We start from the raw sequence: 7,853 nt of genomic DNA on the forward strand, positions 1-7,853 counted from the left end.
CCCCGCCGCAGCTCCGCTGCTGCTCGGTCTCGGGCTTCATGAGTGGAGCATGTCGCCCTCCGCGATCCCGTCGATCAAGCAAAAGGTCGCGGGCCTGGACAAATCCGCATGCGAAACGCTGGTGGAGCGGGTGCTCGATATGGATACGCCTGAGGAAGTCCGCCTGGCCGTCCAAGACTTTATGGCCAAAGCTTAATATTTCATACGCAAAAGCCCCCGAATCGATCGGGGGCTTTTGCGTAGGTACAGGGCGCGCCGGCAGGCTTAGCCCAAGCCGCAAACGTCTGAAGCAGGCCCGCTAGCGGGTTTGTCCGTAAAACCGGACCGACAGCCTATGCGCTCCGCATTTTTGGGGTAAATTAATATAGAAAGAGACAGAGACCTGAGAGGGGGAGTCGGATGATTTGGGCCACGATCGCACTGCTCGTCTTCATTTTTCAAATCGCCACAATTCTGCTCCTTGAATTTCGCCAGCCGTCGAAGGCGGTCGCATGGTTATTCATATTGTTCATTCTCCCGGTCATCGGCTTTGTTATGTATTATTTTCTTGCCAAGGAATACCGCACCCGCCGTAAAATCCGCCAATGCGGCATTGTACCCGAAGAAATGCGGTTGACGGCATTTCGCCGCTGCAAGCTCGTTCACCGGCCCTCGGACATGCACAACGGCGAATTCGCGCATCAGGAGCGGCTTTTCCGGCTGCTGCAGAACTCTACGCTGTCTCCGATAACCGGCTGCAACCAAACGGAAATTCTCACAGACGGCAAAGCGACGTTCGGCGCCATCCTTCAGGCGATGGAGGGGGCCAGGCACCATATCCATCTCGAGTATTACACGATCCGCCATGACGAGATCGGAGAGAAATTCAAGGAACTCATGATCCGCAAGGCGAGGGCAGGCGTTGAGGTCCGGCTGATCTACGACGGGATTGGCAGTTACGAGCTAAGCGAGTCATACCTAAAAGAGCTGCACCAGGCGGGAATTCGGACGGAATGCTTTTTGACGCCGCGTCTGGCCTTTTTTGAGAAACGGATGAATTACCGCAATCATCGAAAAATCGTTGTTGTCGACGGCATCGTGGGCTTCGTGGGCGGCATTAATATCGGAGACGAGTATTTGGGACGGGACAGACGGCTCGGCTTTTGGAGGGATACGCATCTGAAGGTGGAAGGGGATGCGGTTTATTTTCTGCAGGAGGTTTTTATGAAGGATTGGTGGTTCACGGCGAAGGAAAAGCTGTCCGACCCGGCATATTTGCCGGAGCATAACTGCCTGAGCGACGAGCAAGTACAAATTGTGTCCAGCGGACCGAACAGCGCGTCCGAGGAAATTCTGGAATGCATTTTTGCGGCGCTGTCCGTCGCGAAGACCAGAATTTACATCGCCACGCCGTATTTCATACCGGACGACAGCCTGCTGATGGCGCTACGGATCGCGGCGTTGTCGGGGGTCGACGTGCGCATCATAATTCCCCAGGTAGCGGATACGAAGGTAGTGCTCGCCGCGTCGCTGTCCTTTGTGGAGGAGCTGCTGACGGCCGGGGTGCGTATTTTCCGCTATCAGAAAGGGTTCATCCACGCCAAGGTCGTGCTCGTCGACCATCTCCTCGCGTCAGTCGGCACGGCCAACCTGGATTTGCGCAGTTTCTACAGCAATTTTGAATTGAATGCGCTGCTGTTCGACGTAAAGCCGATGGAGCGGCTGGAGGCGGATTTCATGCGTGATTTGGATGACTCGCGCGAGGTTACGCTGTCCGAGTTCCAGAGGCGTCCGCTCAGACGCAAGGCGGGGCAGGTGCTGGCGCGGATGCTGGCGCCGTTGCTGTAGCCAGAACGGTATGGTGATGCCGGTATCCGATACCGGAAGCAAGCATAGACATCCAATCGAAGTCGTGTGGGTCGGATTTCCTGCGGAGCGACCTATTTCTTTCTTATAAACTCCAGAATCGGCCGCAGGTTTTGAACTGGCGCGCGCTCGAGCAGATCGCCGTGGCGGCGCAGTCGTTCGCCGATATTGAGCAGGTGGAAAGCCGTCGGCCGCGCGTCCGCCCGCACCTCCTCCCACGTCAGCGGCGTCGATACGGACGCGGCGGCGCGGGCGCGGGGCGTGTAGGGCGCGGACAGCGTTTTGCCCTGGTAATGCTGCAGATAATCAAAGTAGATAAGGTCGCCGCGGTTCCGCTTCATCCGTTCGATGGTGAACAGCTTGGGGTGGGTACGGGACAAGTAGTCGCCGACAAACCGGCCGACCGCGCGCAGCTCATCGAACGTGAGGTCGGGCTGCAACGGTACGATGATCTGCACGCCTGTCGCGCCCGATGTTTTCGGCACAGCCGAGATGCCGAGCGAACGGAGCAGCTCTCCGGCAAGCCAGGCGGCTTCCATAATGCGCGGCTCCTCCTCCAGCGACGGGTCGATGTCCAGCACCCACTCCGTGGGCTTGTCGGGCTCGCCGATCCGGTCGCAGGAGGCGTGATATTCCAGACACGCCAAATTGCCGAGCCACACCAGGGTCGGCAGCGAGTCGAGCACGACATATCGGATGCCGTTCTGCTCGGCGGTTCGGACGAAGCCGGGAATCGGGTCCGGGCAATTTTTCTGATAAAACGATTTGCCGTGGATCCCGTTTGGATACCGGATGACGGTCAGATAGCGTCTGGCGCAATAGTTGATCAGATACGGAGACAGCTCGATCAGCTTCTCCAGAAAGGCAAGCTTGGTGATCTCCATCTCCGGCCACAGCAGCTTGCCGGGATTGCTGATCGTCATCTCCGAACCGGCAACCACAATCGTGCCTTTGGTTTTAACCGCCATGCTTGTCCGTCCCCCTTCCGAACCCGGCCAGCTTCGGGTGCCGCAGCAAGCCGGCCGCCGTCATTTCCAGCCCGGTTACGCGGCATCCGAACGGCTTTTGCAGCCAGTACACAGTCTCGTTCTTCAGCTCGGCAGGCAGCGCCCGGAACGGCATGGCGGCCCCGGCCTCCAAGGCAGGGCCCGCGAGCTCCCGGCGGCTATGGCCGCGCTGATTACTGCCGCTGTCATTACGGTCTCCATCCGCGTCATTCCGTTCACGCGCAATTTGCTCGATCAGCACCCGTCTCATTGGTTCGTCGAGGCCGAGCGAGACGCTCCCGGCGAATTCGCCCTTGATCGCCATCACCAGGCTCGCCACCCTGCCTTCCCTCAGCTTGATGCCGACAATGTCCACATCGAGCAGAAGCTTGGTCTTCTTTTTGAGCCAATCCCGATGCTTCTTGCCCTCGCGGTAGGGCGAGCGGTCGCGCTTGCTGACGACGCCCTCCCATCCGTTCGCTTCAACCCATGCCCATAACGCGGCGCCGTCCCGGAATGTGTCGGTCACGAGCAGCATGGGGCCGGGATCCGGCAGCTTGCTCCGCAGTCGGGCATACCGTTCGCCGTATGGCATCGGGCGAAGGTCCTCGCTGCCATCGTAAAGAAGGTCGAACAACACGTACAGCAGGCCCGAGTCCTCCAGGCGGCCGCTTGTGCCAGGTCCGCGCATCCGTTCCCGTTGAAGCACCTTCTGAAAGCTGGGCCGTACCCCGTCCCAGTAAACAAGCTCGCCGTCAAGCACGCATGGGCCCAGCTCGGCCGAGCGCTCCGAGAGCATGGCGGCAAGCTCGGGGTATGTGCCGTTTTTCACCAGCATGCGCTTGGAATAAAGCTCGGCGCCGCCGGCTCCATCCAGCGCAGCCAGAATCCGGACACCGTCCCATTTCAGCTGGTACACCCAATCCTCGCCCTCAGGGAGGCGGTCGTCGAACACCGGCGCCATCGGCTCCGCCGGGAGGGGGAGGGCGCCGACGCGATTGCCCACCGACAGCCGTTCGACAGGCATTCCGACTTTACCTTCAGACGTCCCCACTCGAAAATCCTCCTCATTCAGCCTCAAGAAACGGTTTCTTTCGCTTTCTTTTTCCCGCCCTTGCGCGGCTTGGTCGCCGCCGGCTTGTCGCCATCCGTCATCGCTGCGGGCGCGGCCGCCGGCGTTCCGACGGCTTCGAGGCTGGCCTGAAGCGCGGCCATCAGGTCGACGACGTTCGTGCGCTGCTGCTCCGGCGCAAAATGCACTTCCTCGCCGGCGATTTTTGCCTGAATGAGCTCCATCAGTCGCTTGCGGTAATCGTCCTCGTATTTGGCCGGGTCGAAGGGCGCGGACAGCTGCTGGATCAGCATCGTAGCCATGGTCAGCTCTCGCTCGTTGACCTCGGACGCCTCCGGCAGACCCGGCACCTGTGAGATCGACCGGACCTCGTCCGGATAGAAAATCGTCTCCATCGCGAGGCAGTTGTCAATGACGCGGATGGCCGCGAGGCTGCTTTTTGACCGGATGGAAATCTTCGCGATGCCGATCCTGCCGGACTGGCGCATCGCCTCCAGCAACAGGCTGTAGGCATTCCCGCCGGCCTGATCGGGAGACAAATAGTAGGTTTTCTGAAAGTAGATCGGATCGATCTCCTGCAGGTCCACAAAATCAAGAATATGGATCGTTTTCGTCGCGTCGGTGGAGAGTGCATCAAGCTCCTCTTTCTCGAACAGCACGAACCGCCCTTTCTCATATTCGTAGCCTTTGGCAATATCCTCTGAGGAGACGGTGACCGAACAGTTGGCGCATTGGCGAACATACGAGATCGGGCCGCCGCACGTTTTGTGGATCAGCCGCATGGAAATGTCCTTGTCTTCCGTGGCGGTGAACATTTTCACGGGGACGTGGACGAGACCGAAGCTGATCGCGCCTTTCCATACCGTTTGCATGCGAAAAAGCCTCCTTTGACGTATTGACGGATAAATGCGTCCCGCTATCCAGCGTTCCCCGAATGCATGAAATCCAACCGGGCAGGGCATATTTTTCAGCGAGTACATGATGAAGGAAAGGGGCGGGAACGGAATGGCGGAAGCAGGCAATTCACCGTCGTCCGGCGCGGCTGCGCAGGATGCGAGGCACGAAGGACGGGACGATTACGACATGGATATCGATCGGATGGTCAACGAAGGGCTGGGAGGCGGGCAGGTTACGCTCGGCAACGGCCTGATCGACGACACAACGACGGATACGATGCAAGACAACGGGTAGCCGATCACCGGGTAGCCGGAATTAGGGAAGGGATGAGCCAGCATGAAGGTGGAACGCGCAATGCATATTTACAGCTCGAAAGATACTTTTCCGGTTCACCTGGAGGGAAGGCCGGTCTGGATAGAGAACATCGATGAGGATAACGGAATGGCAACGGTGCAAATCGGTTCCGATCCGCTTAACACCCATACCGTGGCGGTAGATCGGCTGAGCGAGCCGGAGGACCGGGATCAGCGGGGATAAGGTTGGAAGTCACGGGCGACACGCATGGTATCGACCCCATCATATGACTGTTGCCCCTCGTTCTTACTTTTTGAAAGTATCTACGATATCGTGGTATACTGGAGAGGATCGGCAACGATCCCAGACCCCAGAACGAGGAGTGACGGCCCCGGCGACGGAGCGAAGGTTGCGATCAACGTCATCAGCGAGTTGAACGGCGAGCGGTATGTGGACCACGACGTATTGAAAGCCTAAAAGGTCCTGTCGGACCGCGGAGGCTCCGGGATATCCGGACGACTCCGCGGTTTTTAGTTTAACAGAGATATCGGGAGATATTCGAAGAAAGCGCTTGATTTGATGAGGGAGACAGTCATTTTTATTTATTTATCGTGAAATGTGAGGTAAAATAACAATATAGAAAAATGCTAAGGGGTGAGGCCAATGGCGCGGCAGCATCATCAGAAAATATCGGCTTTGGAAATCACCCGCAGGATCGTGTTTCTCACCATCGGCGCCGTGCTCATGGCCGTCGGGCTTGAAATATTCCTTGTTCCGAACCGGATCGTGGACGGAGGCATTACTGGCATTTCGATTATGCTATCAGAAATCACGGGCATGAAGCTGGGCATCTTTCTCTTTATCCTCAATCTTCCGTTTCTGATTCTCGGCTACAAGCAGATCGGCAAAACGTTCGCGATCTCGACGCTGTACGGCGTCGCCGTTATGTCGGTCGGCACGTTTCTGCTGCATCCGGTGGACCCGCTGACCGTGTCACCGATTCTGGCGGCGGTGTTTGGGGGCGGCGTTCTGGGGGTCGGCGTGGGAATGGTGATCCGCTTCGGCGGATCGCTCGACGGTACGGAAATCGTGGCGATTCTGATCAACAAGAACACGCCGTTCTCGGTCGGCGAGATCGTGATGTTTTGCAACTTCTTTATTTTGCTCGCGGCGGGGTTCGTGTTCGGGTGGGACAATGCCATGTATTCGATCATCGCTTATTTTATCGCTTTCAAAGCGATCGACGTAACGATCGAAGGTCTGGACGAGTCGAAGTCGGTGTGGATTATCAGCGAGGAATCGCAGGAGATCGGCGCGGCGATTATGGACCGGTTAGGCCGGGGGGTGACGTATCTCAACGGCGAGGGCGCATTCACCGGGGACAGCAAGCGGGTTATTTTCTGCGTCATAACGCGGCTTGAGGAAGCCAAGATGAAATCGATCGTACAGGAGATCGACCCTGCCGCATTTCTTGCCGTCGGCAACATTCACGACGTCAAGGGCGGGCGGTTCAAGAAGAGGGATATCCATTAAGAAGGCTGGCCGTACCAGTGGATCGGCCATCGCTTATGTTGATTGCCGGAGGCCGTATCGCTATAATAAGGACGAACAAAGACAGGGTGCGGGAGGCGACGAAAGCTGGACGAATTCGCGAGAATCCGCCACTGGACGGCGGGCCGTCAAAGCGCCGAATGGCTGCGCTCGCGCGGCGTCGTGCTCGGAATCGGCGACGACGCGGCGGTGGTGGAAACGCCGGCTGCGGAAGACGGCACGGCGCTCCAGTGGGTAATGGCGGTCGACACGATGGTGGAGACCGTCCATTTCAACGCCGTGACGATGGCCGACGAGGATATCGGCTACAAGGCGCTTGCAGCGAACGTCAGCGACATCGCCGCGATGGGCGGTGAGCCCCGGCACGCGCTGGTGTCGGTGAGCGTGCCGGCGTCGTTCGGGCCGGAGCGTGTGCGCCGGCTCTACGACGGGCTGTACGCGTGCGCCGAACGGTACGGCGTCGCGGTCATCGGCGGCGACACAACGTCGTCGCCCGCGCATTTGGTGGTGGCCGTGACGCTCGCGGGCACCGTGCAAGCCGGCCGGGAACTGCGCCGGTCAGGGGCTCGGCCCGGCGACGCGGTGTTTGTGACTGGCCCGGTCGGGTTGTCCGCGGCCGGTCTCCATTGGCTGAGCGCCGCAGGCGAACGGGCCAACGCGGCGGGGGCCGACGACCGCCGCAATGACGGCGCCCGCACCGCGCCGGAGTCGAGCGCAGCCGTAGTCCGGCCGAGTGCGAAGGCCGGCGACGGCGGCAGCGCGGTGCCGATCAGCGCCGCCGAGGCGGCGGGCACGGCGGTGCTTGTACGGGTGCATCGGCGGCCGGAGCCGTCGGTGCATGCGGCCAGGCTGCTTGCCGGTCAGGGCGGATGCACGTCGCTGAACGACGTCAGCGACGGGCTGGCCAGCGAGGCTTGGGAAATTGCCGAGGCGTCGGGCGCGGCAATCGTGCTGCGCGAGGAGTTGCTGCCGAAGGCCGGCAGCCTCGCCTCTTATGCGGTGTCGGCCAGCGTCGGTTCCGGCAAGGATGCGGCCTCGCTGGCCTTGGAATGGATGCTGTACGGCGGCGAGGACTATGTGCTGCTCGGCACGGCGGGGGCAGGGGAATGCGAGTTGCTGCGCGCGCTTTTTAACCGCGAGGGCCTGCCTTTCTACGTAATCGGCGAGGTGGAGAGCGGCCCCGCCTCCGTTTGGCTGGAGCGGGCTGC

Annotated in this window: 8 protein-coding genes and 2 pseudogenes; 7 read left to right on the forward strand and 3 right to left on the reverse strand. The window is 59.8% G+C overall.

Translation table 11 applies throughout. The features are described from left to right. Together BG52_RS16205 and cls are read left to right on the forward strand one after the other, a co-directional pair. Positions 1-196 (forward strand): annotated as a pseudogene (locus BG52_RS16205) (phosphoenolpyruvate--protein phosphotransferase); the annotation flags it as partial. A 203-nt stretch (positions 197-399) separates the two neighbouring features. Then, on the forward strand, positions 400-1,827 hold the full coding sequence (gene cls, locus BG52_RS13495) for a cardiolipin synthase (RefSeq protein ID WP_036582333.1): 1,428 nt from the start codon (positions 400-402) through the stop codon (positions 1,825-1,827). Between the two features lie 92 nt (positions 1,828-1,919). Here the strand turns inward: cls and ligD are convergent, their stop codons facing one another. From ligD to ku, 3 genes are read right to left on the reverse strand one after another with little or no spacing between them, the layout of a single operon-like run. Next, positions 1,920-2,813 (reverse strand): non-homologous end-joining DNA ligase, encoded by an 894-nt coding sequence (gene ligD, locus BG52_RS13500; RefSeq protein WP_036582331.1) that lies wholly within the window; start codon positions 2,811-2,813, stop codon positions 1,920-1,922. Further along, the gene (locus tag BG52_RS13505; RefSeq protein ID WP_051588115.1) at positions 2,803-3,885 is read right to left on the reverse strand and encodes an ATP-dependent DNA ligase; all 1,083 of its coding nucleotides are present in this window, start codon (positions 3,883-3,885) and stop codon (positions 2,803-2,805) included. The genes ligD and BG52_RS13505 overlap by 11 nt, the downstream gene beginning before the upstream one ends. Before the next feature lie 23 nt (positions 3,886-3,908). Further along, a complete protein-coding gene (ku, locus tag BG52_RS13510; RefSeq protein ID WP_036582328.1) occupies positions 3,909-4,775 on the reverse strand; it encodes a non-homologous end joining protein Ku in 867 nt (288 codons plus the stop codon). Positions 4,776-4,908: 133 nt separating this feature from the next. Here ku and BG52_RS13515 point away from each other — a divergent pair, with 133 nt between their 5' ends. The 5 genes and pseudogenes from BG52_RS13515 to BG52_RS13530 form a co-directional block, all read left to right on the forward strand. Beyond that, the gene (locus tag BG52_RS13515) at positions 4,909-5,094 is read left to right on the forward strand and encodes a hypothetical protein (protein ID WP_051588118.1); all 186 of its coding nucleotides are present in this window, start codon (positions 4,909-4,911) and stop codon (positions 5,092-5,094) included. Positions 5,095-5,136: 42 nt separating this feature from the next. Further along, on the forward strand, positions 5,137-5,337 hold the full coding sequence (locus BG52_RS13520; protein WP_036582323.1) for an H-type small acid-soluble spore protein: 201 nt from the start codon (positions 5,137-5,139) through the stop codon (positions 5,335-5,337). A 150-nt stretch (positions 5,338-5,487) separates the two neighbouring features. Further along, a pseudogene (locus BG52_RS16565) lies at positions 5,488-5,571 on the forward strand (pyridine nucleotide-disulfide oxidoreductase); the annotation flags it as partial. 186 nt (positions 5,572-5,757) lie between these two features. Next, on the forward strand, positions 5,758-6,627 hold the full coding sequence (locus BG52_RS13525) for a YitT family protein (protein WP_036582320.1): 870 nt from the start codon (positions 5,758-5,760) through the stop codon (positions 6,625-6,627). A gap of 180 nt (positions 6,628-6,807) precedes the next feature. Then, positions 6,808-7,853 (forward strand): thiamine-phosphate kinase (locus BG52_RS13530; RefSeq protein ID WP_051602341.1); only part of this gene is annotated, 1,046 nt, incomplete at its 3' end.

Origin of the sequence: Paenibacillus darwinianus (genome assembly GCF_000598065.1) — a bacterium.
Lineage (GTDB): Bacteria > Bacillota > Bacilli > Paenibacillales > Paenibacillaceae > Paenibacillus_I > Paenibacillus_I darwinianus.

What these genes read in the sequence shown, in the direction of transcription:
- BG52_RS13525 (WP_036582320.1), top strand. Translation starts at nt 5,758, where the DNA reads ATGGCGCGGCAGCATCATCAGAAAATATCGGCTTTGGAAATCACCCGC.
- cls (WP_036582333.1), top strand. Translation starts at nt 400, where the DNA reads ATGATTTGGGCCACGATCGCACTGCTCGTCTTCATTTTTCAAATCGCC.
- BG52_RS13520 (WP_036582323.1), top strand. Translation starts at nt 5,137, where the DNA reads ATGAAGGTGGAACGCGCAATGCATATTTACAGCTCGAAAGATACTTTT.
- ku (WP_036582328.1), bottom strand. Translation starts at nt 4,775, where the DNA reads ATGCAAACGGTATGGAAAGGCGCGATCAGCTTCGGTCTCGTCCACGTC.
- ligD (WP_036582331.1), bottom strand. Translation starts at nt 2,813, where the DNA reads ATGGCGGTTAAAACCAAAGGCACGATTGTGGTTGCCGGTTCGGAGATG.
- BG52_RS13515 (WP_051588118.1), top strand. Translation starts at nt 4,909, where the DNA reads ATGGCGGAAGCAGGCAATTCACCGTCGTCCGGCGCGGCTGCGCAGGAT.